We start from the raw sequence: 26,614 nt of genomic DNA on the forward strand, positions 1-26,614 counted from the left end.
CCCACGATTTAGTCCTCTTTGAGAGGTAGGGCGTAATAGCCCATTTGACTTAAAACACGTAAAGGAATATCAAAGTTAAGACTTTGCGTTAGACCAGATTTAGGGTTAAAGGTTTTAGCTGAAGCTATAAACAAAGTTTGCTCATTAATAAACACTTGAATGCTATTCGTGACTTTTTGTTCATCAAGTATGACGCCACATACAATATCTAATTTCACATCAAACGTATAAGCATCCATTTGAACGTCTATTGATTCCCAATCGATCGTCATGAACAAGTTTTGGTTTTCAAATTCCAAATTACCTTCTTCAAGAGCTTTATGGATTAATCCCTTTTCTAATAATTCCAAGTAAAACGCATGTAAAGGCGTTGCATCTGCAAAACCATGAGGATTAAACGGCGTTCTTGTCGGTTCAGTGATTTTAGTTTGAATCATGTTTAACTCCATTAAAGGGTATTTAGATTCTATCTTAAAACACCCTAAATGTTTTTATTTAAAATTAATTAAAACCCATTGCTATAAGTTGAAGCGCTTTCTTTAGTTTTAACGTTTTCAAGATTGCTTTGCGTAATAGTATCTTTGTAATGCTGACTAAACGTATTTTTACCCGTTTCGTTTATGTTCTTAAGCTCATTTTTAATGACCTTAAGATAGTCTTGATATTTTGGTGACTGTTCTACATAAACTTCGGTCGCTGCAATTGAGAACATGTTCTTATCATTGGTTGCGATCGGAAATAGGGCAGTATAGGAAGCATCTTGCTTGAGCTGGTCTACAGTTGTTTGTTGCTCAATGATCTTCGCCTGATAGTCCAACAATGTTTTATTGATGTTTTCATGACTATGGATAACGAAATTCAACTGTCTGTCATTCGGACGTTCAAGGGTAAACGGCTGATCGATACCAGAAAGCTTATTACAGATCTCCATATTGTATCGGTAGGCTTCAAACGAGTCTGAAAAGTGATTAAAGTCTTTTCGGAGAGCATTATTGTTTTCTAAGTCTTGCTGAAAGTCTTGAAAGCATTGCAATACATATTCATCTTCATTTTTTTCAACGAATAATTGAGCGATGTTGGAGCACTGGTGCCGTTCGCAGAGATCCGCAAGCTTTTGAATGCTTTTAACCTCATTTTTCTTTTCTAAGATATTGCGTAAATGTAGCTGAGTTGCCCGATACTCTTGCATCAACATATTGTGATGCTCGACAAATAGCTCATAATCGCTTTTAAGGTACGGACTGGCACCTTCAATCTCACGCTCTACCTTTTCATGCTTAGAGTTGATTTGAACACGCTCACGCGTGGTATTCACTGTATTTTGACCAAAACCACCTAAGATTTTATCAAAAGTAATCATCGCATCGATGTCGCCAGTTACGTTTTTATAGAGATCCATGATTAACGCCCCAATGTTTGATCATTGTCATGATCGTTTCTACGTGCGACTTCTAAATCTATATGCTTATCAAGGTCACTCAAAAATTGAGATGTCGTATTTTTCTCAAGCTTTACTTGGTCTAAGTAGTTTTTAGTATTGAGATTCAAACCATCTTGGAGCGCTTCTAAGCGTAGGCCAGTTTTATCAAAATCAGCTTCAAGGATCTGATTCACTTCTTTGATTTTTTCCATGTCTTGCTGTTCTAGACGGTGTAACTTCACATCCTCATGAATCGCAGCGATATAGTGATCGGTTAAGATCTCTTGCTTTAAGTGCTGAAGCGCAATTTCCACGTTTCCTGTTTCGGCAATCACGGCGTTGAAGCTGTCAAAGATTTGACCTGTTTCAGCCGAGTTTCTAAATTCAACACTACGAGGCTCAACACTATTAAGGTTTACAAACTTGGCATCACCATACGCAGTAGGTAGTACTAGATGATCATCCATACATTCAAAAAGTTGCTTATATTCAGCATTCATAAGATTTGATGCTGCTTGAAGCTTTAAATCTTGTTGTAACGTGTCTAGGCGTTGGTTGAGATGTAGAAAGCTTTGAACATACATCTCGTTTTGAGAGTTTTCAGGCGCAACAACGGTTGAGGCCATACCTTTAACAACATTTTTCAGTTGCGTATTTTGAATCTGATCAGCAATTTGATTAAGCGCGTTAATGTGATCGGCTTTCACAAGGTTATTGTTTTTCAGTTGTTCAATAAATTGATTTTGTTCAATCACTTTTTCACTTTCCTTTTCGCTGAATAACGAATCTTTAATTTGTTGTTTCACCTGGTCCAAGTTAGAGAAGAGGTGAAGTACTTCTTGTTCATTGCTGTTATTGACTGCATTTAGCAATGTAACAAACACATCATGGCTGATTAGTTGTTGCTGATTATTTTCCGCATTCTGAAATTCAGCAATTTGACTACGGCTAATGACTTCAACACCAACATCATTGATATAGCTTGCGCCAATCGGGGAGAGTTGATTATCTGGAGCTTTTACGGCGTAGTACTCGCCTGATTTGCCATCATCTTTGGCGCATAGACCAATATATGTATTGCCATCTTGCGTAATGATTTTTGAACCGATGCTATTGAGTGCTGCAGAGGGTTGTAACGTACTCAAAGTTTGAATCAATTCTTTTTCGCGATTTTGATGAATTGCATTACTTACTGCCTGGTAAACTTCAGGATCTAAATAAGTCACCTGATTGGCAGATTCTTCATTGAGCGCCGTGACAGTATTCCACTCTAAAATATCTTTACGCGGTATCGTTGTAATACCGGCATTAATAATATCTTCCGTGGTAATTTGACGATCAAGGTTAGTAATGGCCACGGCGTTGTATTCGGGTGCAATTGATTTATGACCTTCCGAATCTGAAGTCAGTACCACGAATTGACCGTAATCCGTTTTCACCATGGCACCTACAACACTGAGCTTGCCTTCCAAAATCATTTTTGAAAGTTCAAGTTCACGTTCGGCAGATCTGGCATAAGTATTAGTCTGTTCTGCAGTATTGTTGATGGTATCGGCTTTGAGCTTGTCTAAATATTCACTTGAAAATTTACCAAGCGCATTTAACTCGTCTATCGGCTCGACAGACTCCAGCTCATACAGTGGAACGGTAGAGGATTCATTCACGATGTCTTTAAGATAAAGCACATCTTGTTCAGTGATATTTTCGAGATCTTCAATCACCGAAAGAGGCACAACGATCGCACGTTTATCCAGATTATCGGAAGCTATATCCAAAACAACCATATTGGTTTGGGTTGTTTCATCTTCATAAACCATACCGACAAACTGTTCAATTTCAGCATAAGAAACATTGTTGTGACGGTCTTTAAAGAATGCTTCTAAGTCAGAATCATGATCAACATAAATACTGTCATAAGGGTTCATTGGTTTACCGTCATTGTTTTGGTCTTGGCTTTGCGGTGCTGATTGAGTTGCCGACTGTTCTGCAGTATTGCCTTTAAACTTACCCAAAAGGTTTGAAAGTTTAGATTTGACTTTCTTTACTTGATCCGAAATTATTTGACCTGATTGATAGGCACGTTGAATAAACTGATCTTTGTATGAAGCTTTGGCTTCTTCAGTCATTTGTTCTGGATCTTGCCCTAATGGATATTCGGCACCAAGGAACATACGTGCTTGTTCTAAGTACTGAGAACAAATGGGTTCAAAAAAGCGACCTTCAAACTCATGGATCTTTTCAGACTTAATGCCTTCATGCAGTTCTTCAATTGAGAGAAACGTTACTTTGTCTTCAATCGCTTCTAAATAGAACGGCGTAATCGGGGTAGGTGCATCGCTACCTTCCACTTGAGGCGGTAAATCTGCTTCTTTAACTAGTTTGATAAATGGGGTAGAGGATTCAACACCTTCGACAGAATCCTTACCGACTACATCAATCACGATGTATTGTTCACCGTCAATGGCATAGACTTTACCGACATTTAGATCGAATTCTTCTAAGGTAACGCCGTCACGGTCTTTATTCAGTTGAGTGGTATATGGATCGTTTAAAAGAGGCAACATTTGCTCTTTAGAGATCGGTTTTAAAATATCGGCATTCTTACCAAGTTCAGTCAATTTTGATTTATCGGCTGTATTGGCAAGCTGTTCGGGTTGTTGTGCGTCTGGATGGTTACTTTTAACGGTAACATCAGGATTGATTGGTTTATCCCAAATGTTTTTCAGGTTATCAAGGCTTTTGTTCTTGTTGAACATGGCCATAATCGCTGCAATGATCAACTTGATTGTTTTCTTAACCAGTTCAATCATGACTGCAATCATTTTTGCACTGAGCGCAGCGAGTTCATCAGCGACCGTTCGTGGATGGCCGTGGCTATTTTCACGCGCTAAAGGAGGACGTTCGTTACCTTCCTCATTTCGCATATCCTTAAAGCTTTTAGAGGCAACGCTACTTGCAGCCAAACTTGCTTTGTCTTGTGGACCACCAGCAATGTTTAATGTGCTCTTTGGTGTACCTTTTGGTGCATTCGGATCAGCTGATTCAACATCTTCCTTTACTGTCTCTTTAGTCTTCTGATTTTCTTTATGTTCTTTCAAAAGTAGAGCAGCTTGTAACTGGTCGCTATGTTCACGGGTTTCTAATAACTGAATTACTTCCTTGGTTAACGTGTCCGTATTGAATTCAAGATAGTGAATCTCAAGTTGTTCAAGTCGAGCAGCTGTATGGTCGCTATTCACACGCCATTGATCCATGACGATAGATTTTGGCACTAAGCCAAGTTCTTCAGCTTCAATCCCACGAATTAAGCAAAAGTCACGCACTTGGCGCATCAATGCGTTAATTTGGTTTTTATCGGTTAATTCACCTGAAAAATAGGTATTCGGTGCACCCGTAACTTCGTTGTAGATCTGCTGTTTTGCTTCACGCACGACTTGGTTTTGGTTAATCAGGCCTTCAATCGCGAATTGACGATTACTCAGGAAGTTGAGGGCATTTTCTTTAGTTGCACCCTTCAGGCTTAAACCATAGTAGGGCTGAGTGATAAAAGATTTTGTCTCAAAGTTAAAGAGGGTTTTTTCAGCCACTTGAACGGCTTCAAATGGATTCTCTTCTTTGGAAAGGAGGAAATCAGGATCATTGTCTGATAGGTATAATTTAGAGTCTGCAGTTGTATAAACACGGTCTTCAACTGGCAATGAACTGTTATTTTCAGCAATATTGCCTAATCCTTGGTCCAGTGCGTTTTTAGTCTGGATTTTATTCAGAGCCGCAATAAACTTAAGATCATCATCATTCTGCAGATCAAGCCCGATGTCTGCAAAGAATTCTAATTGACTGGCTGGCTCTCTTTGCTCAAGTGCATCAAATACTTTACCAATCAGAACAGGATCAAGTTCAGCTAAATCATTGACAGTGACAGCGGAAAGATCAAACGTGTTTTCAGGAATGATGGACCGTTCATTCTCGTAATTCGGGTAACTACTACGCTCATAATCACCTTCGTCAAAAAACATCGGTTCATCATCGTTCAACCGAGTATCTTCAAGAGGGGGAGCGTAATCATAATCTGGGTGCCCAGGAGGTACAGAGTTACCGCCCATAGGCTGATCATATTGTTCATACTGATCATACTGATCATACTGATTATTTTGATACCCATCATCTTGCATGACTGGCGGTTCTTCCATTAATGGAGGTTCAGATAGGGGATCATTGGGATATGGTTCAGACTGGTATTGTTGCGATTGATCTTGTGCAACATTGTTTTGTTGTGGCGTAGGCTGGATGGATTGAAATTCCACGCCGTCCAAACTTAAATCATCCCACTGTTCCAGGCCCTCATTGAAAGTTAATGATTGGCCGTCTTGCAGTTGATCAAGTGTTTGCTCGTCAAAATTATCTTGTTTAGGGCTTTGGTCCATATTTGATCCTTATGACAGGTGGCCTTCCTGGTTTTAAGAGTCCTTTTTAGAATCTGTATCAACATTCCAAATAAAGTCTTCTTTAAAGTCAGAATTAAAACCAGTTGTGATGTCTAATTCACTGTCAAAATCCACTAAATCTGAGTTATTAGAAGATTCCTCTAAGGGATTAGAGTTGCACATAAAATACCTGTATTTGTTTTTTAAAACGTCAATGTGATCGTCACGGATATGATACATGGTATATACGAACTAGACCACACGTAATTGTTATTCACGTATGGTCTGGTATATACCTTTTAAGGGAGGGTTTTAGAAAGATAATTGCTGGATTTCTTGATCGTTATCTAAGGTTTTACCCTTAGGTAACTCAGCCTTATAAGCTGGCTCTTCTGGAGGATTAAGCATACGGTTAATTTCATTTAAAAAGTAATCATTACCATCAGGAAGCTTAGATTTTAAATCCAAAAAGGCAGCTTCAATTTTGGTTGTACTGTCCAGCTCGTCAACAAAGCGTTCAACATCCTTGAGATCAAGCGCAAATCTAAACTCATTACGGCCTGGCTCAGTAAAGTGGATGTTCAACGATTCATCTGTTTTACCGCCTTTAGGATCATGGAATACGTTGGTATTCGACATAAAGCGATTGAACTGTTTTGCAACAGATTTCACCGTCACATTAAAGCAGTCTGACCCGTTGTAGTAGAACTCAATACTTGCTTTCTTGTACGGGAAATTAACCTTAGTACCCACATAGTTATTGCGGTTGAAATCAATGTTTACAGGCAATTGATTAAAGAAGTTCGCAATCTCTTTAACTTGCTTAAACGTCACTTGGTTTTCAAGAGAGCTTTCAAACAAGTCAGTTGGTGTATTTGATGGCAATAATAACGCACGGTTACGCATACCATCAGCATCGGTAAATATAACGGTTGAATGTCGTAGATCTAGTGAGCTGACAATCTTATGTGCCTTGAACATATTGCCCGTTAAGGTAATCGCTTGTCGTGTGACATCACCAGACGGCGCTTTCTCAAAATAGGTACGCGTATAACGGGAATAATTGTTTTGTTCAGTAAATAAGTTCACCAAGGGTTGACGATCCTCAACATGACGTCTATTCACATCAGCATAAGAATAAAATTCAGGATTGAAGCGTTTTAGGATAATACGTCCTTTTTCACTCACTGGAGCTACCCAATCCAAGTCTTGCTTGGCATTTTGCATGGTGTAATTGATCAGTGGAACTTTAAACGACTTCTTATCACCAGGGTAAACCAAATCAAGCTTAACCGCATTCGGTGTGATTGCACCTACACGTAACGGCGGTAGGTCTAGACGTAGCAAAGCACCTGTTTTGTGATCTGGCGTCACTTCATCATCAAAAAGACTAGGTTTTGAGATAAGGAACAATAACCCATGCGCTGAATGACCTTCTTTTTCGTTCCTTTCCATAGAACGAGCCAAGAATTTTAGATCCTGAACAATTCGATACATGCGATCAAAGTTAGAGGTCAAAATAGGATCATTGGCAAGATAAACCGCTTCAGCTACTTTTTCAAAAGCATCTGCAGAGTGATCATCAGGTTTACGAAATTGAATATCATCAATGTGTTTTACATTGGCTTCAACAACACCGAAATGATCAAATACTTCGTGTCGATAATCACGAATCACTTCACCACGCATTTGCCCATTTTTGAAAAATAACTTTTGCTTAGCAAAGCCTTCATATTTTTGGTACATCAATGCCTCAAAGTTATAGGCATAGTGTAGTAGTCCGTGTACCGTTTCATTGATGTTTTCATTGATACGTTTAAATTGACGCACCAGATAATCATCACTTTCTTTGAACATGAGTTTTAGATTGTCAGCACGTAATGGCTCAACATGTTCAATGTATTGCAGACCTTCAAAACGCACAGGTAGATCAAAGGTATTGATCTTGGCTGCTTCTGTTTCTGAAGTCACGGTAAAGAAGTTGTCCTTCACTTCAAACTCACGGACTTTTTTAGCTTTCCAGTCTAAAAAGTTGGTCTTGAGAGGGTTACGACCCAACAAGTCTAATTCACGGATCTTATCGTTATAGTCAACAACCAAGTCTTGATAAACCTGTTCTTGCTGACTAATCGGCATCAAAATCAGTTTAGATAGCAACTGGTTCACATGATAGTTTTGCGCCGTGCGATATGATGGTCCTTTTTCATCATCCGAAATATCAATATCAAGTGTGTTCGCCAAGTTTACGTTATTTTTTAAATAGTCCAACGCTACCCGGTTGCCAATGTAGTTGAGCATGTCAGGATAATCGTTTTCGTTAAACTTGGTTTCTGAGTTGGCAGAGACGTTCGCTGATAGGGTAGACAGTTTACGCATCATCATTAAGTGCATACGTGTTTCTGCTGGAATACCCGAATCTACTGTCGTCATAATCGGATGTGATTCTTCACCACGGCGACCCACACGACCGATCATCTGAATCGTATCGGTAGAGTTCTCAGGTTTTTGCAAGAAAAACAACTCACGTTGGCGCAAGTGATCCGATGGAATTGTAGGATCAGGGTTTTTGGCTGCATGTAGAGAAATACCCGTACAACCAGAGCGAGTCACAATAACAACATCGATTTCACCAGATTGGAATTTTGATTGAACCAAAATCTTACCTTGTGTCGTATTGTTCTCTTGTTTATTAACCTTCCATTTGCCGTCTCTTGTTTCCGTTAAGTGGATCTGACGGCCAGAGATTTCATCAATCTTGAAGCCAGCTTTTGTCACCTTGTTACGTAGTACGTCCAAAGGCATCAAAGGTAGGTCAGGGAACTTTTGAATCTTTTCTTTGATACGATCCAAAATGATTTTATACGGACTTACCACTGGATCGCCGTTTTCATTAAATGTCACTTCCGTACTGAGCTTCTTAACGAACGAGTTACCGTAGTTATCTTCAGCTTTCACCACATCGATGCGATCTAACATCACTTCAAGCAAGTCACGGAATTGTGGGAGTTCATCTAAAACAGAAATTTGACTTTGCAGATAGCTACCGCGCTTATATTCAAGCTTAGTCAATTCCTTTTGAATATTTTTCGCTGCTTTTTCATCGCCAGCGTCACGGTTTTCTTTGATCATGAGTTTTTGAAGCTCATTTTCAAGAAATTCAATTTCTGACGATACCGACTTGAAGTTATTAAACGCTTTTTCTTTTTCAGGCGAATCAGCGGTAACGTCTTGCGCCGTATCTGCTTTTAAAATCGCTTCCATGCGACTTTGCATCAAAATGTTGAATAGACTCTCACCCGTATTTTCCAAACCAATCACGGGCTTTCTACCCTCATGTAATGCCTGAATCACAGCATCACTTGTAGAGTCAGTTTTCAATGCCAATAGGAATTGCTTTTGGATCTGGTACATTCGAGATCCAAAGTTCATCACACTCAAACTTAAACGGTTTTTCGGATCGTCTGAATCCTGATGAAAGTCTAAATTGGCAACAGCATCATCATCATTGGCAATGTTTTCTAGCGCATCGAGGCGAATATCTTTAGAAAATTTCACCATGTCCGTCAAGATGTCAGAAAGAACATCTGAGTAATTGTGAAATTTCTTAATTTCCTCTTCAGTTGGCACAAAGGTTTGAATGGTAATGTGCGAGAGATCTTGCTCTCTACGAATCATGGCAGAGCTGTCTACCAAACCTTCAGAAATAAACTCCAAAATTGGACCATCTGCATTATCGATAACCTTTTGTAAGTCATTACGAGATACGGATCGAGGGAACAATTTATGGAAGAATTCAAGATTTTCAGGTTTCTTAATTGCCGATGCAGACTGGAAATTAATTAGATTGGTCTGATCAATAACATCTAAGAAAAATTGACTTGTAGCTGATTTCAAGGATGCTGCACGGTGCGTTTCATCCATCACCAAAACAGTGTCTTGATTAATAAAACGAGTCAATAACGCACGTTTCCGGTTTGGTCGGTTAAATTGGCTATACGTTGCCAATACCAAGTCATGTTGCGCTGGAATATCTTCAATTTCCTTAGGTAGATCTTGGCCAGTGAATAAAACCTCTTCAGTACCAAAGCGGTTAATCACAGCATCCGAGTTAAAGATAAACGGATCTTTAAAGAACTTGTCACTGTCTGTAGCAACAATATCACGCCAAATGTCGTTCAAGAGTTGCGTTGTATCTGTAAGGAAAACAGGGGGCTTTCCTCTTAACGCACTATATCGTAAACACGCAGCTGCAATACGACCTTTACCTAAACCCGTCTGGTCGCCAATAAGCACAGGTAAGTTTTGGTCAAAACGTAAAATGATATGGGCAACCGCATCGACCTGTTCACATGCAAAAGCGGACTTTAGTGCATCAAAATTGTCATATTGCAATTTCTTAGCGACATAGGCATCAACAAGAGTAGGGTAGTTACCATTATCGACTTCAGCTTGGAAATTGATACCCCCAAAACCTAATACATTTTGGATGTGTGTAGTCAATTGAGCATTTGCCTGATTAATCGCTTTAATCTGGTTTTTAGCCACTAAAGCAATTGGCTCAGATGCCATAGACATCGGTATATACTTAACTTGGTATATATTTTCCGGAGTTGGTTCTGTTGTGTTTTCAGCATTAGGAACAGGAACAATCGGCTGTAAATTTGATTGGTCAGATTCAACAGTCGGTTCTTCTTTTTGCTCAGTACCGATCGCTAATTCAGAATTTAACTTAGCAATCTCTTCAGCAGTTAAACCCGGTTCCTGTTTTACTTGCTCTACCGCTGGTTCTTCAGCTGGTGTTTGTTCAGGTGTTTCACCCTCATTGGTCGCCGTGGTATCACCTACTTGAAGATTAACGTCATCGTCAAGGTCTTCATCCAGATTTTGGTTCTCGTGCGGATTCTTTACCTCAGGCACGAAATCATTGTCATTTTCATTTTCAAACGTTGGTGTAGCTTCAGTTGGTGTAGGTACATCATCATCTGAACTGGTTGTTTGCGTACTAACTTCAACGGTTCCGAAGTCAAAAGAAACTTTATTCGGTTTTGATTTAGGTTTACGACCAAACATCGGTTTTGGTTTGACAGCTTCCTCTTGCTTAATCTCTTCTTCTTTAGCGACCACGACTTCATCAAACATAGTGACTGCAGACGTAGGCGTTACACTTGATGCAATATCTTCAAGTGGCGAAACAGGCTGTTCATCACCTAGACTGGCAAACAAATCGTCATTTTCTTTTTCAACAGGCTTAACCTCAACAACAGGTTCAACCACTGGTGCTTGTTGTGCTTGTTGCTCAACTGGAGTCGGAGTAGTTGGCTTGAAGTATAGATCCTTATTCGGATTCAAACGATTATAGATTACGTTATTAGCCCATCCCCAAAGTTCGTCATAGTCCGTAATGACTTTCAACTTATCTGGTACCACAGAAGATTGGTAAGTTTGTAGTAACGCTTGTTCGTTTTTACGATTGCCTACCACTAACATACGAACATTTTGATTAGCGCCGTTTCGTGCATATGCATTGCCGTGGATTTCTACAACCGCCTCAACTTCATAATGCTTATAGAGATAATTAAGTAAATTCTTTGATTTACGCTCAACCGTACCATCTGAAATCTGTTTATCTGAGCCAATAATGAAAACTGAACGCCCTTGATCGTTTCGTGCGTTTAGTGATTTAACCAGAATGGCATGGTCCAATTTATCCGTACTGAACCAGACGTTTTCTGATGGATCTACCAATAATGGGTTTGGATCTACGCCGTTACGCTGTTGAACCAAAATTGGTGCAACACGTTCTAGTTTATCCATAGCACCAAAAGGAGGGTTGGCAATCACATAGTCAACTTTTTGCTTAAACGTTTGCTCAAAATCAATTTGTGTAGCATCTGCAGTAACAACCGTGCATTCATAATTTTGAGTCAGTGCTTTTGTACGTTCAGCACGTTTGGGATCTAACTCAACCGCATAGACAGAAGCATTACGCTCTTGGGTTAATAAACCGATTAAAGATCCATTACCCACAGTTGGCTCGAGCACGGAAAAGTTTTGTTTTGTTCGGTTATCACCCTCAATCAATAAGCGCTGAGCCACAAGTGACATCGGGATTGGAGTCGAATATTGCTGTAACATACGAATCGTATTGTTTCGCATGGTCTTAGTCGGCATGCGATTGTATAACGCTAAACTCGTTTTAAATGAGCTCTCAGTAAAATCAAGCTCACCTAACTTTTCGACCATCACTGTTTCAAGCGCTTCTTCTGCAGTATGGATCTGTTTATCTGTTACCTTGGATACATCAACGTCAGCATTTTTGGCTTGCGTGATTAGAGCTAAAAACTTTAAAAAGTCCTGGTGATTATGGCTCTTTGTTTCATGTTCTAATTGATAGATATAGCCTCTTAAGCATTCTTTTAAATCTTTTTGCTTGGTCGCACGTAAGTACAGACTAGACGGCTGATCATTAGGACCTTCAGGTATTTGCGTACCTTGGGCATTCACGTAAAAACGGTTATGAGCTGAAGCATAGATTTTGTTGCCATCAGAGTTATAACCGAGTGGAGTTGCACTATTCAACGCAACGTTCAATCGTTGTGGCACCAATGTTTTTGCTTGGGCATTGAACAAATCATGCAATTCTTGGCGAGTCGCAAGCACACTACGGATAAATTCTTTTGGAATACCCAAAACTTCATGAAACAGTCTTGGTTTGATCGTTTCATTCAAATTGTATTGATACAAGTGACCGTCAAAGTGAGGATAAGCCTCAAACTTCATCGGTGTAAAACCAATGTTATTCAAATTTTCTTTAGATAGTTTTTTTTGAACGTCCAATAAGAGTAATTGGCTATCCGTCTGGCCAACACGCCGTACATCGAGATATACACCAGCTTGTGATAAGTCGATCCATTTAATTTTTTCGTTTAAATCATGAGTAGTCATAGCGAACCTGAAGAAGAATTATTAAATTTGATTAAAAAGTCATGTCGTTATAGACATCAGAAGTCGCAGCCTTTTCTTGGCTTTTCTTAACATCCATTTCTGGCTGTCTGACTTTCATCATTAACTCTTGTGGATCAGGTAAAAGATCGTGGTTGAAGTTCTTAGATAACGGACTATCGATTGAAGCTTTATGTTGCTGTACATGCTCTACCGTAATTTCTGAAAAGTTCAACGCATTCATACGGGTTTGAGTAAGTTCAACAGGCTCGATAAACGAGACAAAACAATTATTCGAGTTCCGTTGGTGTGGTTGAATAACAATAAACGCTTCAGCAAATTGCTGTTTTGCATGCGTCAATTTATTCATGGTCTGACGATCAACTTGACTTAAAAATTGAGGATTTAAGTCGTGCGGTTTTGGATTGCCGTAGTCATCGGTAAATTGATTCACTAGGGGAGGTGCACCAACACCACGAACACCCTCACCAGTACGTAAATCTATTTCTGGATCTACCTTGCGAAAACCAGCGTGAGGCGTTTTATTGTTGAAAAATTTCTTTAAGAACGTGTCTTTGTAAAGCGCACCTAGTTGTAGTTGTTGGCCATGATAAACCTCAGGCAGTAATTTTTGACTCACCAAGCCAGCGTAAAGACGTTTTAAATTTTGATTTTTTTCTTTGTCTACATCTTCATTGTAGAACACTTTAATTTGTCGATCGCCAAGTAATGCAAACAGGGCAATACGGGCCTGGTCCATAACATAAACGTTCTGAGCCTGTTTATCGAACTGGTCTTTTTCATGCTGGTTGGATGGTACAAAATTTGGATCAAAAGTTGCGGTGTGAAAGTCATTGCCGTTCAAAATATCTTTGATACTTTCAATCGGATCTTTAGCAACCCGATAAGACTTTTTAGTTTTATCAATACCGCCACGTTGCATCAACGGATCTGGCTTAGCGAATTGCTTAACACTTTCACGATCAGCACTGTCATAGGTTGGAATCAATGGGATTGTAGTTAATACAGAACCAGACTCATAGCGCACAACAATTTTTGAAAATGGAATGCGCTCAGGTTGGTTGTCAGTACTATTCGATAAAGATTTAACAAGAAGCTGTAAATTATTTTTAATAATAGCGTTATGAAGTGCTGGAGAATTAATTTTTACATTGGGCACTTGCATATGTGCTGCATCTTCAATGATTTGAGCTTTAACAAAGAAATCGCCGTTTTTTTGTTGATGCACATTGATAGAAGTGACTGCTTTGATTAATTGTGAATTCGGGTTGTTACTCATTACGTTGCACCACTGAGCAACATAAGTTTTATAACCGTCAAGAGATTCGTAGGGTGAGTCAACACATTTGTCAAAACAGATAATTCGACCACGGTTAGCACCGCGATTATGTGTGTCTAATGAAGTACGTTGGTTACGTCCAGAATCAAATTTTGCGTGGACTTCATCTACTGAAACATTCTCAGTATGATGCTTGTTGAGTTTATTAATGATCTTCGTGAATTCTTCAGATGAACTCATTCGTATGCGAACTGGTTCATTGGTAGACATATCAAAGCCGTATGCATACAGCTCGTCTTGTTCATCATGTTTGTAAAATTGATCTACAGTCATGACGATACGTTTAATCGTATTATCACTTTTACTCATTTCTTAAATTCCACGCTTTATATTTTTGATTGCTGGTCATTGACTCAAGCTATTTATAAAATACTACAAAACCTCATTGGTATATACTAAGGAGGCAAATAAAAAATTAAAAAATATATTAAAAAGTTTAAGAGTAAATTTTTAAAAAGAAATTTTTTGTTTATTATCTTTCTAATTAAGGGAAGTTAATTAGGGACATTTTTTATGCTTATTTTTCATGATATTACAGGATTAGTACGGAAAAACACAAATGGTACGAGCGAAAATCAAATTCATTTGAGCGCAAATTGAATTTGAATTTTTAGAAAATAAGGCGTTTTTAGCTGGTTTTTGATGTTTTTATCCACTTTCCTATTAAATTCTATCCACAAATTAAGTTCTTGTATATTAGAATGAATTTAAAAATATGAGTAAAATATTGTTCATTTTTTAGCTTTTTGCAATATTGGAAATTTGCAAACTAGCAAGTGTTGTAAGTCGCTGTTTATAATAAAATTAAATAGAATAAAAAATACTTCCAGCGCAAATTAAATTCATTTGAGCGCAAATTAAATTCAAAACGTTGCGGATAACTTCTCCAATTTCCTGAGAGCCTTGATAATAAAGACTTTCAGATTTTATGAGGAATAGCCCTTATATATGACCCAACGATCGCTATTTAGCTTGTTTTACGACAAATCAATAACTTACGCCATTAGGACGGAAGAAAGTTTACAACCCATTTATAAAAAACTTTCGCTGAGTTCAGACTATAACAGAAAATCAATGAGTTACGCCATTAGGACGGAAGAAAGTTTACATCCACTTATAAAAAACTTTCGCTCGTATTTTGACACAACTATAAATCAATAACTTACGTCATTAGGACGGAAGAAAGTTTACAACCCATTTATAAAAAACTTTCGCTGGAAGTTAGGTACAGCCAAAAAGTTATAACCTAACCTTAAAACATACTAAACATACTATCTATGATAGTTGAGCTATTGGATCTGGACAAAAAAGTAAAATCAATAACTTACGCTATTAGGACGGAAGAAAGTTTACAACCCATTTATAAAAAACTTTCGCTCGTATTTTGGCACCACTATAAATCAACAACTTACATCATTAGGACGGAAGAAAGTTTACACCCACTTATAAAAAACTTTCGCTCGAAATTTGCCAGCAATATAAATCAACAACTTACATCATTAGGACGGAAGAAAGTTTACAACCCATTTATAAAAAACTTTCGCTCGAAATTTGCCAGCACTATAAATCAACAACTTACATCATTAGGACGGAAGAAAGTTTACAACCCATTTATAAAAAAGTTTCGCTCGAAATTTGCCAGCACTATAAATCAACAACTTACATCATTAGGACGGAAGAAAGTTTACAACCCATTTATAAAAAAGTTTCGCTCGTATTTTGGCACCACTATAAAACAATAACTTACGTCATTAGGACGGAAGAAAGTTTACAAACCATTTATAAAAAAGTTTCGCTGGGTGCCTATCTTGAGCACATATTTATTTGATCAAGTATTACATTGGTTAACTTACATTGTAATTGTGAATATTACTCATATAAGGCACTGTTTTTCATAGTCTTATTTATTAAGAAATTACTGTTAAAAATGCTTTTAATCGTAGTCTAATTAACGAATTGATGCTATAATGTCTACTCAGAATGCCTATGGGAATTCGAGATATGCAATATCAATCATTTAGTCTTAGACATCAAAAAATACTCATTGACTTCAATGTGTTTAGCTCTGGCTCGTCTGATATTTTGCTAAAAGGTGTTTTATCTGCCGAATTGCTTATTCTAGTTGATAATTTAAATGCATTTTATTCTGCAGAAGACGGTAGATACGTTGTATCAGCTGAAAAAGTTAACCACGTTACAGGTCTAGATTTTAATAAGAAAACTATCAACCAGATCATGCGTGAAGCTTGTGATTTATCATTTATGATTGATACAGATGCGAAGCAAGCTGCAGCACCTATGATTGACGAAATTCAAATCTTATCAAGTGGCGATATTACTTTTAAACTCACTAAAAGCTTTGATTTTTTTAGAAATTCTCTTAGTTTTAAAAGCATATATGAGAAGCTACCATACAGGTTCACTACTTCTAAACTAGAGTTACCGCAGATCGGTCAACAAATAATGTTAATTGCGTAATTAAGCCTCTGACGAGGCTTTTTTATTGTCTAAAATTTAGTTAGTATATACACAGCTTTAAAGCGAAAAGACTACAACGTTAGTTGGGTTGCAAATATATTTTTATTTTTATTTTTTAATTCAATCTCAGGCAATGTACGTTGTACGTTGTCTAAAGTGGAGCAGTTATGCAAGATTCTTCACAAGTCTGCATAAGTAAAGGAATTTCAGAAGATGAAATTTTTGGACTATCGCAGTCAATCAAAGACTCAATTATTAATGCCGAAACAAAAACCATGGATCTCTTGGGTTACGGCAACAAAATCAGTAATTTCATAGTCGAATGTTATCTAGATATTCCAGTTGTTGATCAATTCATTTTTTACTTAATGTTGGTGAATGCCAAAAATAAGTATGCACATCAGCTGCAGCGCGTTATCGCTGAAAAACCTGAATTATCCCAAATTGAAGCATTACAACTAGCGAACAACTTTGTTCTGAATTTTGAATACATCCGTCAAATTCTTTTATTCAAAAATAAAGCTAATTACCTTAGCAATGGCCGTATCAAATCTTTGGCATGGAATACGCTAAATAGTGTTGGTAAAGTGATGCTACCAATGAGCTCTTTACGCCAAATGGACAGCGAACCATTTTCAAGAAATGACGTAGACAGCGTAACTCATAAAAGAATGTTTGCCAGTACGGGCTATTTTGAATTAGATAACAATGCGTTTATTTGCTATCAGCTTGAAGAAACGTTGATTGCCAATCTATCTGAATTAGATTTTGATAAAAAGGGGCGCTACACAGTTCTCGACACTTTAACGGTTCTTGGATTTAAGGACCGTTTTGATCTTTATATGTATAACTTGATGAAGATCAATGAGTTTCGTGGCGAAGTGGTTATTCCTTACATTGACTTCAAAGCATTAACCGAGTTTTCAGTAGAATTTAAATACAAAGCAAGTGATTTTTACCGTAAACGACTTCTTGTTTCATTAGAAAGACTGAATAACAATCCATCTATTGAATTATTTATTTCTGTTAAGTATGAACCATGCAATAAGCGTACACCAGATCGTGACAATTTTTGCAATTATCGTTTTCAGATTCAGTTGAAGTCCAACTATCGTAAAGCGCTTAATACATTAAATGAAATGTGTGCAAAGGTTCAGGATGAACAGGGCAATGAGCTTAAAATCAGTAATGCGCTCTTCACTTCAGCAATTCGATTGAATAATGGTGAACCTGAAAAAGTAATAGAACTTGTTAAGGATCGTTTAGCTGCTTATACAACTAAGAATGGACCATCATATTTAGCTAAAAATCTTAATTTGGTTGCGTCTTATGTTACGCGAGCTCTAGAAGATCTATATAAAAGTAATCACTTCTTTGAAAGATTCCTAAACGATATGAAGCAAGCAGATAATTTACTTTATCTGAGAAATCGTGATAAGAAAGTTGAGATCGAAAACAAAAGTGCATCTACTTTCTCAAGCGAATTCATTAATATTCGCGACAAAGTTGATGTTACCACTTGTGAAATTCTTACAAACGCTGAGTACATTTCAAAGAAAACGGAAGCTACTGTAATTATTGATTATGCTTTCATACGTAATTCTATTTTTATTACACATCCTCATTTGCGCCACCAGCGAAATGCAGACGAGAAAAAATACATAGATCTCGTGTGTGAAAGTACAAAGCTTTGCCAAATATTCTTTGGTACGGGTAATGAAAATAAAAAAACGTTAACTCAAAACTATTTAACAGAACTCCTGTTTGAACATTTTTTTGATGATAATTTCCACTTGAACTCAGATGTATTAAAGAATCTTCTAAAAAAAGATAAGGACTATTGGGTACAAGAAAAGCAAAAGACATTTATGCGGTTGTGGAAACTTGCAAATGAGTTCAGTTTAAAAGCTATTAGTCCAGCGAACTACAACGGTAAAGAGAGTTCAGACAATGAATAATAAACTTTATTTATGTGCAATTTTTACGGCTACTATATTGAGTAGTAGTGCAAATGCCGATTTTAGTGATTGGTATAAAAAAGCAACTTCAAATGAAGATTCAACTCAGCAAGTGCCAGCTCAACAACAGCAAGCACCTGGTCAAATTCAACAGCAAGCACCAGTTCAGGTTCAGCAACAGCCGATACAGCAAAGACAATATAATTCTAATCGGAACACCACAGCTACGCGTTACCAAAACAATAATGCAAATGTCACTGGTGATTCTGGCCTTGAAGCACGAATGAATAACTTGAATTCGACCATTGAGAATCTAAACAAGTCATCAAAAAGTGGTGACAACCTCACGAATAACTATCTAAATATTGTTCAATTCATAGTGATAAACGAAGAAACACGTAAATTGGATGGTAAAGACAATACATCACTGATCAATAACATGTTGGCTGGTATTGTGAGTTGTCAGAATAAATACAAAGTCGATGTTATACAAAAAGTGAATAATCAACTCCCAAGAGATGTTGCTAACACCGTACAACGGTATTTAAGCCAGAATGGACGCTCTATTGGTGCAAACGGCAACTGTTTATACTAATTAAACCCCCTTTTAAAACCGTCCTTAAAAGGCGGTTTTTTTTATTCTTAAAACATACCTATTTATTTTAAAACCACATTCTATATACTACTAACAGTTTAATGAATATTAATGTGGGTTTTATCATGATCAGTTCTAAAACAATATATGAACTATATCAATTGCTGAATCAATCCGAAGTACAAGAATTAAAATCATCTATAACTGAGACTTTTGGTGCAGATGTGGAAAGTGAAGTTGATAAAAGCCCGGTCTTACAGCAAAAGATCAATTATTTTATTTATCAATATATACATCTCAAGCATCCAGAAAGAACAGACAAGATCTTATTCGATGCAAATGAGTCGGCTCACGAGGTTGTAAAAACAGAACACCTTAAAAGTGAGCCAGTACCCTTATTAAAAGATTTTGTATCAAACAGCAGCAATAAAAGTTTAGCACCTGAAGAACAAAAAGATGTAATTGCAGTCACTTTACCAGCCGAATTATCTGACATTCCTGTTGAACCAACAAATCAAAACCATACAGGAAATAATGAAGTAAAACATGACTATAACATTATCCTTGATGGTCGAACTAAGCTAAATATATTGCTCGAAAGATATTTAAGTGGTGTTGATGATGTGGCTCGTGAAATCATTGTGAAGTGCTTTCTTGTTATCTCTATATTTGTAGCACTGATCTCTCTTGTTATGGTTCTTCTGAATACGACCAATATTAACCAGATCCAAGAAATGTATGATATTGGCCATAAAACATTCCTATTCCAATATGCTGAAGTCTGCAATGTAAATGTTGAAGTTGCAAAAGCGAATCCATGTGTTATCTCAGAAATCAATAAACGTATTTCTGAACTATCAAATAGCAGATTTTGGAACACGTTCGGGGTGGTGCTTTTCTCACTTTTATCGTGCTTTTTCTTCTACCATATCTCTACTTACCGTGATTCTAAAGATAAGCACAACGGCTAGTCTTAAAAGGAGGGTAGGGTGTTTTAAAATGGTCTTAAAAGGCCATTTTTTTATTTTAATAACAAAGTTTTATAGTTGATAAAAGGTATTCTAAAAGTATAATAGATACACTCTTAAAACTGGAACGCGTTGTGCTTTTTAAAATTCCAAAAACGGGTGAGATTGATTCAAGTGAACAATCGATGACAGGCCTGGTACTCAAATCGGCATACAACTTAGTTGCCATTTTCAATATTTGCTACATCTTTGTAGTTGTATTCTTTGTGTTTGAAATGTTTTTAAATACAACGATATACAAGATTAAATATCTACCAGAAACCCTCAATACTCCATCATATATATTGCAAATCATCATATTCATTTTATGTTTTTCTTCACTTCTGTATGCGATAAACAAAATGTTTGATGAAAAGTATATCCCTACACGCAAAGAAATCTATCTATTCCTTATCTCTTTTACTATCAATAGTTTATCAATGTTTAATTTTTTAGCTACCAAATAACACTGTAATACCAAGTTCCCACCGTAGCCTAAGCAAAAGTTACCTGTTTTTTTGGGTTTTAAAAGCAGTGAACAAGGGCAGAATTAAAACACAAAAAAATAAAATTAATAGTTTTAAAAAATATTTTTTAAAACTAAATCAGTGATAATATGTAACCAACGTTAAGTTTAAGAAAGTATATTATGTCTGATATTCGCAGCATCTATTTTTACGGTAATAATAAAAGCATCAAATTGGGTAAAAACCCAATCTTAAATACTGTCTTTGAAATTTTTCCAGCCACTAAAACCCCTTTAAAGCGGATTCTTAATCATAACCACCAGTGGGTTAGTAATTGCGCTTTTTACGTGCCTAACGATGTGAAAAGTGAATGGGTTAAAACGGTAACACTTTCAATTTTGACAATCTCAATTATGGCTTCCTTCCGTAATGCAATTGCACAGCAAAAAGGGTTGTCACCAAACGATGAAGCACTTGATGAAGAGGTAGAGAACCTTGTGCCAGATTCGTTATTCAATTCTGCTATTGAATTATCGGATCTTAAAAAAAGTTTATTAGAAGTTCTGCCAAATTTAATGAGCGAATACCTTGCACAAAACTTTGGTGAATACGAAAGCATTATTACAAACGGTGTAGCTAAGCTTTTTATTGATAACCATGAATTTTTGGATAAGCAACTTGATTCTGATGCTGGAACAGATAATCAGATTTCAATGTTAAATTTTACTGACAATGCAGATGAATTATTTCACACAACAAACTATATTTTAGTCCGTATTGCTGATTCAAATGAAAACTTGAAAATCAACTTTACTAACAGCAAACCACATGCAGAACACTTAGGCCGAATTCTGCATACATTGTTGGGGGATGAAAGTTTTGAGATCTCAAAAGGTTCAATTGAGATACCTAATGACGAAGATGGCCAAGAAATTTTCATCTTTGAAAAAGAAACGAACTTTATTGATTTTTACAATTCATTATTGCTGGAAGTTAGTTTTTTTCTAGATCATGCAACAGTCTTAGAGCATATAGAAAAGTATGCACCAATTAACCAAACACTAAGCAGTTTGAGTGAGAATTTAGAAAAGAATATTAACTTTGTCATTTCTTCATTCAAAGAAACTCGCGATCTATCTGCATATTTAGAAAGCCGTGCTCAAATCATAGGGTTAATTCATGAAGCTGCACAAATCGCCAGCATTGAAATACAGCCAGTTGCTCAGGCTAAGGACCTTAAATCGTTAATTGAATCGCATCACCTGGTTACTTTTAATGATAAAGACACCTTTAAACAATTTAATTTATTTTGAGGTGAATATGAAATTTGTTATTAAAAATGGCATTGGTACACGTAAAGTCGAAGTGGATCTCGCATTAGATATACCATTGGTGCTACAAAAATCCATTTCTGTAATTGAGTATGAAGATTTCTTTAAATATTTTAGTGAGCAACATTTTCACATTTGCAAATTTAGAACGTTGAACTTTAAAGATAATAGCGTAGAGGGAAGTAGTAAGGAATTAAATCGCTTTATCTGGCTTGCTATGGCACATCAAGCTTATATGGAGCGTAAAGCTTTACTACCAAGTAAATATATTGCGGATCTAGAAGCTTCAATTTCAAGCATGTTTAATTTAGAGAGCGAATCGCGAGAATGGTACCGAGCTATTCACAAAGCCATAGATGCTTACCTTAAATCACAATTTCCTGAAGCAATAGAGTTTTTACCTTCCAACATTGCACCACTGGATGAAGTGACTAAAATTCTTATGCAAGAAGTACAGCCAGTGATACCAGTTGCAGACGAGCCAGCGAAGCTTTATAGCTGATTCTAGAAATAATTAAGACATAAAAAAACCATCTAAAAATTAGATGGTTTTTTTTGTTTGTGTTTTTATAATTTTGCGAATACTTCAGGATTGTCATTCATAAACTGTTCAATGAAATCATTGTCTAATTCGACATGTTTTGGAAGCTTCTCATGTTCACGAACAATGGATTTTATAGATTCAATATTTTGCTGATTGAAAACAGGTGTTGTACGGCTCATATAGCCAGTATCAGCCATCGCATAGCGATCATCAAACATACCTGAAGAGGTATTAGAATCGACTTCTGAGTCGCTTATAGATAGTGTTAAGTTGCGGTCTTCAGCTAACTTTAAAATGAATTCGTCAGAGATAAAGTTACGTAGCTCATGCAGCATAGATTCAACTTTATTGTGTTTAAAAAGCACCTTTGCAATTGAACGACAAGATAAGAAACCTTTTGTGATGTTTAGATCTAGTAATTTTTGAGGAATGATTGGATCGCTTTTCTTGTTGCTATTCGCGATCTGTTCAACTTCTTCATCAGTCATAGAAGCTATAATGTTTTTAAAGAAATTGCCATATTGAAACTTTTCAATTTTCTCCAGCATTGTCACTTGTTCTGTATCTAATAAGCAAAAAGAAATAGGTTTAAGCTTGCGTTGGTCGGTTTTGCTTAAACTGCCATTTTGGTTTAAGCGGTTCTCTTTGGTTTTAGCGTTAGTTTTAGAGTTAGTCATTTTAAACACCTTTCAATATGTTTTAAACTTTGGTTAATACCAATAATCATATTATAAGTGGTTTTAGCTAAAATACAAAAAATGAACATTTTGTTTTTTTAAAAAAATCTTTTAAATGTTTTTCGTATATACTATAAGAATATCTATCTTAAAAGGTATAACTCGTGATTAAAACTGATACAGGCGATACGGTTGGAGGGGGTTTAACGAATCCTCAGGATGAAGTTCTAGCATTGTTAGAAGAGTGCTTAAACTCTGAACAATATACAGCTCGTATTACTTATATTTGTGAAGATGGCGGTCAATTAGTAGGTAAAAAGGCAGCTTTAAAGATTTTAAAGGAACAAGAGGACAATGGTTTAATGCTGGTTCCAATACCAGTCTTAGGAAAACAACTAAGAGTCTGGAGTGGTTTAAGTAAAACCAAAATGTCTAGTCACACAGGATTGTACAACAATATACAGTGGTCAAAGTTTGAAAGTGGCGAAAAGTTAATAACAAAGCAAGCGTGGACATTACTTCAACTTAGACTTGGGGTTCATCCAAAATACAAATTGGTTTTAAAAAATGAATTAGATGTCGAGTGAATTATATGTTAGTGAAATTAGCCCTTAGTGGTCATGCTTCTCCAGAAGCTTTAAGTAAATTTGAACGTATCAAAGCGTATGTGCCAGATAGCGCACCTGTTTTGGTCACATACTTTAATAAACAAGTTTTATTAAGTGATTTACTGGTTAATTTTTCTAATTTTTTACCATCGCTCGAAATCACAAAAGATAAAGACATGCTGGTTACGATTAGAGGAAATGAAACACCTTTAGTCGAATTTATTGTCAATTTAAAACTATACAGCATGAAATTAGGCAAACTTTTCTTTGAATTTGAGAATCAATTTAAAGAAAAAGAGCAAGACTTTAAGGGCTTTATTAAACGTCACAAACTTAAAGGTTTTGATCATGCCAATTTTGTTAATTACGTGAAACTAGGTGCATATGATAGTGCTTTAGACATTATCAAACACCAGTACGAAAGCGTTAAAAAAACATTCTTTGTACTGTTTAAAGATCGTTTCACCCTATTAGAAAGCAAGGGTTTTATTTAAGGATATTCTATGGAAATGTTAGATCCATCAAACACAAACCCTGGGCTCTTTTTAGTCATAATGGCTACGGCAATTGGTACCATACTTTTTGGTTTTTTAATTGTCGCTTTAATTGCACGATATAAGTTCAAGATTAGAGTTACGGTATCTAGTTTTATAGCTGCAGTTACTTTATCTGTATTTAGCTTTATATGCTTTGGTTCACTTGGTCCGATGGAACCTAAATACAGTACTTCAGTTGTTCAGCTTTATGCGTTGGGCTTACTGGCTGGTACTTTAATATTAAATATAGTTCTTCTGAAATTATTCAGCCCTAAAACTATTGAACAGTTAGCTTTGAAAGGTTTTAATAAGTCAGAAAATGAACAAAAAGAGCATTACAAAAACATCTTAAAAGAGTTTAAATGTATTACTGATTTGGAAGATAAAAACAAGCTTAATAAGCGCAGTTTTAACTTGTTAAATGTTTTTAAACATAAAGGAAAACAAAATGTTTGATTTTAAGATGAAATCTTTGTGTGTTTTGGCTGTTGCCGGATCTCTTTTAACTGGTTGCGTATCTAGTACTATTGATGGAATGGGTTCTAAACGCAAACAAATCATGTTGTATTCTGAAAAAGAATATCTTCAGCAAAGTACTCAGTCTTACAACAACATCATCACGACTGCTAAACAGCGTGGATTGATTGTGAATAACGCTCAAGTAAATAGAGTAGCAAAACGTCTTATCGCACAAGTTCCACATTATCGAGCTGACGCAGCAAATTGGAATTGGGAAGTTAATACAATCCGAGATAATGAAATCAACGCGTTTTGTCTATCTGGAGGCAAGATCGGTGTGTTGACTGGTTCTATCACAAAAATTAATGCAACTGATGATGAATTGGCTGCACTGATCGGCCACGAAATTGCACATGCTTTACGTGATCATGGGCGTGAAAAGGTAAGTAAAAAGCTTTTAACTGGTTTAGGTGTGCTTGCAGCTAGTTCGGCTGGTCTTGGTGACATGGTTGTATCTGGCACAAGTTTACTAGGCGATTATGGGGTTAACTTACCTGGTTCGCGCAAACTTGAAAGTGAAGCGGATCTTCTAGGTGTTGATATTATGGTTCGTGCTGGTTACAACCCACAGGGCGCAGTCAGCTTTTGGAATAAAGTAGTAGCCCAAGAAAAACAGGGCACTAAAATTGATTTCTTATCAACGCATCCTACTTCAGAAAAAAGAATTGTAGCGATCCAAGAATACATCAACCAAAATTACAGGAAATAATATAAGGAGCTGGTTATGGATATTTACACAGTTATCCGAGTGAGCAAAAAGTTGTTTGACCACGGTTATGTTGTAATACCAGAACACAAAGTAGATTTTAAATCGGCTTTACTGCTCTTAAATGAACAAACCGTTGATGATCGATTTCTAATATCTAAAGATATAGTAGGTGCTGAAATCAGAGGGAATTTTGCCTTAATTGAAAAGGAGGGGAAGTTTCAATTGTTTACCAAAGGAATAGATTACTTTTGTTTGAATGTTGAGCCTGAAAAATCCAGTACTGATCCTAAACCTGAAAAAGAGGTAAAAAAGAGTAAAGTAGTTCTCAAAAACCGTTATTTATATAAAAGTGGCGTGAAGAAGATAGGGGAGCTGGACACGTACAAGAAAAGAAGCGTCAAGATTACGAATGTAGGAAAACCATTTGTACTAAAACAAAAATTGCATGACGTTCCAGATTGGCTTTTTGAAAAGCTAAAAGACCAAGATGTATGTTGGATCTATTTTGAATATGCTGAAGAACAATTATCAGAGGCACCAATAGAAACTGCACCAATCAATTTAAAAAGTGACATTGAAAGTTGTGTTAAATACTTTAAGTTACATGGTGAAAAAACAAGAAAAAAACCAATTATCAATGCTGAAGCACCAGGTAACGTAAACCTATTCAGATATTGTGATTTACGGCGCATTGATCAGGAATTAAAAGTCTTATTTGTTTGTAGTGAAAACTATCTTTGGTTACTGGAACAAAATAGACAAGATCCACTACCTAACATCAAATTAAACAATATTAGTTTTGGCGGTTGGATCATTCCCAAGACGACAAACCAAGATATGTTGAATAAGCTAATAATGTTAGATAAAGAATTAAAAACGAATCCAGATGCTTATCTTCTAAGTGTACGAGAGAGAGATGGATCCGTAAATTTGAACAACTCCTATAAGTGATATTCTGCTCCTCAAATGATGTTATAAACATCAATATATGGAGTATTTTATGGCACGTAGACCAAGAAGAAATCATTCAAATGATTTT

The 26,614-nt window shown here is 36.5% G+C and carries 17 protein-coding genes; 11 read left to right on the forward strand and 6 right to left on the reverse strand.

The features are described 5' to 3' along the window. Positions 1–8: 8 nt before the first annotated feature. The 5 genes from FTU46_RS10490 to FTU46_RS10510 form a co-directional block, all read right to left on the reverse strand. On the reverse strand, positions 9–437 hold the full coding sequence (locus FTU46_RS10490) for a hypothetical protein (RefSeq protein ID WP_005028693.1): 429 nt from the start codon (positions 435–437) through the stop codon (positions 9–11). 68 nt (positions 438–505) lie between these two features. Next, positions 506–1,399, reverse strand: a complete 894-nt coding sequence (locus FTU46_RS10495; protein WP_005028694.1) for a hypothetical protein — start codon at positions 1,397–1,399, stop codon at positions 506–508. Positions 1,400–1,401: 2 nt separating this feature from the next. Then, complete coding sequence (locus tag FTU46_RS10500; RefSeq protein ID WP_180087403.1) at positions 1,402–5,844, reverse strand: hypothetical protein; 4,443 nt, start codon at positions 5,842–5,844, stop codon at positions 1,402–1,404. Between the two features lie 312 nt (positions 5,845–6,156). After that, positions 6,157–12,789, reverse strand: coding sequence for a strawberry notch C-terminal domain-containing protein (locus tag FTU46_RS10505; protein ID WP_005028698.1), 6,633 nt, complete (start codon positions 12,787–12,789; stop codon positions 6,157–6,159). 31 nt (positions 12,790–12,820) lie between these two features. Then, on the reverse strand, positions 12,821–14,356 hold the full coding sequence (locus FTU46_RS10510; RefSeq protein WP_257224647.1) for a hypothetical protein: 1,536 nt from the start codon (positions 14,354–14,356) through the stop codon (positions 12,821–12,823). A gap of 1,791 nt (positions 14,357–16,147) precedes the next feature. Here FTU46_RS10510 and FTU46_RS10515 point away from each other — a divergent pair. The 6 genes from FTU46_RS10515 to FTU46_RS10540 all read left to right on the forward strand — a co-directional run bounded on the left by FTU46_RS10515 (position 16,148) and on the right by FTU46_RS10540 (position 22,484). After that, on the forward strand, positions 16,148–16,624 hold the full coding sequence (locus FTU46_RS10515; protein ID WP_005005780.1) for a hypothetical protein: 477 nt from the start codon (positions 16,148–16,150) through the stop codon (positions 16,622–16,624). Positions 16,625–16,791: 167 nt separating this feature from the next. Next, complete coding sequence (locus FTU46_RS10520) at positions 16,792–18,582, forward strand: hypothetical protein (RefSeq protein WP_005005779.1); 1,791 nt, start codon at positions 16,792–16,794, stop codon at positions 18,580–18,582. Further along, the gene (locus tag FTU46_RS10525; protein WP_005005776.1) at positions 18,575–19,177 is read left to right on the forward strand and encodes a hypothetical protein; all 603 of its coding nucleotides are present in this window, start codon (positions 18,575–18,577) and stop codon (positions 19,175–19,177) included. The genes FTU46_RS10520 and FTU46_RS10525 overlap by 8 nt, the downstream gene beginning before the upstream one ends. Before the next feature lie 125 nt (positions 19,178–19,302). Then, positions 19,303–20,148, forward strand: a complete 846-nt coding sequence (locus tag FTU46_RS10530) for a hypothetical protein (RefSeq protein WP_024160863.1) — start codon at positions 19,303–19,305, stop codon at positions 20,146–20,148. A gap of 685 nt (positions 20,149–20,833) precedes the next feature. Continuing rightward, on the forward strand, positions 20,834–21,964 hold the full coding sequence (locus FTU46_RS10535) for a hypothetical protein (protein ID WP_005005771.1): 1,131 nt from the start codon (positions 20,834–20,836) through the stop codon (positions 21,962–21,964). Positions 21,965–21,971: 7 nt separating this feature from the next. Then, on the forward strand, positions 21,972–22,484 hold the full coding sequence (locus FTU46_RS10540) for a hypothetical protein (RefSeq protein ID WP_005005767.1): 513 nt from the start codon (positions 21,972–21,974) through the stop codon (positions 22,482–22,484). A 65-nt stretch (positions 22,485–22,549) separates the two neighbouring features. Here FTU46_RS10540 and FTU46_RS10545 read toward each other — a convergent pair whose 3' ends face one another. Then, a complete protein-coding gene (locus FTU46_RS10545) occupies positions 22,550–23,203 on the reverse strand; it encodes a hypothetical protein (protein ID WP_180087404.1) in 654 nt (217 codons plus the stop codon). 164 nt (positions 23,204–23,367) lie between these two features. Between FTU46_RS10545 and FTU46_RS10550 the strand changes: the two genes are divergently transcribed. Genes FTU46_RS10550 through FTU46_RS10570 form a run of 5 tightly spaced genes read left to right on the forward strand, consistent with a single transcriptional unit; the run spans position 23,368 to position 26,526 of the window. Next, the gene (locus FTU46_RS10550; protein WP_005005760.1) at positions 23,368–23,790 is read left to right on the forward strand and encodes a hypothetical protein; all 423 of its coding nucleotides are present in this window, start codon (positions 23,368–23,370) and stop codon (positions 23,788–23,790) included. 5 nt (positions 23,791–23,795) lie between these two features. Further along, positions 23,796–24,305 (forward strand): hypothetical protein, encoded by a 510-nt coding sequence (locus FTU46_RS10555; RefSeq protein ID WP_005005759.1) that lies wholly within the window; start codon positions 23,796–23,798, stop codon positions 24,303–24,305. A 9-nt stretch (positions 24,306–24,314) separates the two neighbouring features. Further along, on the forward strand, positions 24,315–24,803 hold the full coding sequence (locus FTU46_RS10560; RefSeq protein WP_005005757.1) for a hypothetical protein: 489 nt from the start codon (positions 24,315–24,317) through the stop codon (positions 24,801–24,803). After that, positions 24,796–25,575: a M48 family metallopeptidase gene (locus FTU46_RS10565; RefSeq protein ID WP_005005756.1), complete on the forward strand. Its 780-nt coding sequence runs from the start codon at positions 24,796–24,798 to the stop codon at positions 25,573–25,575. The genes FTU46_RS10560 and FTU46_RS10565 overlap by 8 nt, the downstream gene beginning before the upstream one ends. A 15-nt stretch (positions 25,576–25,590) precedes the next feature. Next, on the forward strand, positions 25,591–26,526 hold the full coding sequence (locus FTU46_RS10570) for a hypothetical protein (protein WP_005028393.1): 936 nt from the start codon (positions 25,591–25,593) through the stop codon (positions 26,524–26,526). Positions 26,527–26,614: the final 88 nt, after the last annotated feature.

It is taken from the genome of Acinetobacter sp. YH12108 (assembly GCF_013419055.1).
Lineage (GTDB): Bacteria > Pseudomonadota > Gammaproteobacteria > Pseudomonadales > Moraxellaceae > Acinetobacter.